Genomic DNA, 1,073 nt, shown 5'->3' with positions numbered 1-1,073 from the left:
GTAATCGTTACGGTATTCGTTGTACTATTGCCCTGAGCATCCTTAGTTGTATAGCTAAACGTATCCTCAACATTATCGCCATTTGATGGTTTAGTCAGTGTGTATGTGTAGCGACCATCTTCATCAATGCTGAACGTCCCATATTGAGTCGAACCATTAGTAACGGGTACTGCTTTGACCTCGGATGGTAGGTTCACTGTATCTGTTACGGTATGACCAGTACCCGCAGTTGAACCACCCGCAAGACCACTTTCATTGACAGTCTTGCTAATTGGGGCTGGTGTTAGATTGACATTTGCCACATTAATCGTAAGCGTTGAATGAGTTAAATCACCATCCGCATCACGTACCGTATAAGTAAATACATCCTGTGCATCAGCTGTTACTGCATCAGCGGTTGATACATAGGTATAACTGCCATCGGCATTTAAAGTGATATAGCCATATTGGCCATCTATCCTGCCTCCAACGCCACCAGCGCTGTTCGTTGCAGTATCACCCGATACCACACCAACCACTGCACCAGTATTCACCCAACCATCTGCGCCAGCAGTATCATTTTTTAATACACCGTCAGCAGCAAGTACGCTCAGCACACCACCTTCACTAAGGCTACCAGTATCTGCCACAGCAGTCGGAACATCATCAATCACTTGTACAACCAGACTACCTGTTGTGGTTACCCCTCCTGCATCTGTGACACTCAGTGGAATGCCACTCAGAAGTAAACCATCATTTCCAACAGCGCTATGTGTCTGGGCGTTGTTCAAAGTATAGGTATAACTCAAACTACCTGAAGTTGGGATACCACCTACACTGCTATTTGCCGTAAAACCATTTAGAACGATGGTTCCACCAGCGACGTTGATCGCTGCCGATGGGTTGCTGCTACTCAGTGATTGTAATTGTGAAAGGCTAAAGGTCTGTCCGCCTATGTTAATACTGCTTAAGCCATCTCCTGCATTGATCTGAATCGTTCCACTGGCAGATTCGCTCGCTGCACTTGCGTCGCTACCTGTACTTAGACCACTTTCATACACTGTAATCTGACCACCAACACTGCTACCGTTCTG

Annotated in this window: 1 protein-coding gene; it reads right to left on the bottom strand. The window is 46.2% G+C overall.

Annotated features, from left to right (window positions below; genetic code table 11):
• Positions 1–1,073, bottom strand: a 1,073-nt coding sequence (locus ACF8FD_RS03300) for an Ig-like domain-containing protein (RefSeq protein ID WP_392453156.1), incomplete at both ends; no start/stop codon positions are given.

It is taken from the genome of Acinetobacter sp. TYF_19, from assembly GCF_043105125.1.
In the GTDB taxonomy this organism is placed as follows: Bacteria; Pseudomonadota; Gammaproteobacteria; order Pseudomonadales; family Moraxellaceae; genus Acinetobacter; species Acinetobacter johnsonii.
The sequence above is the reverse complement of the archived record's forward strand: the minus strand, read 5'-3'. Positions and strand labels throughout refer to the sequence as shown.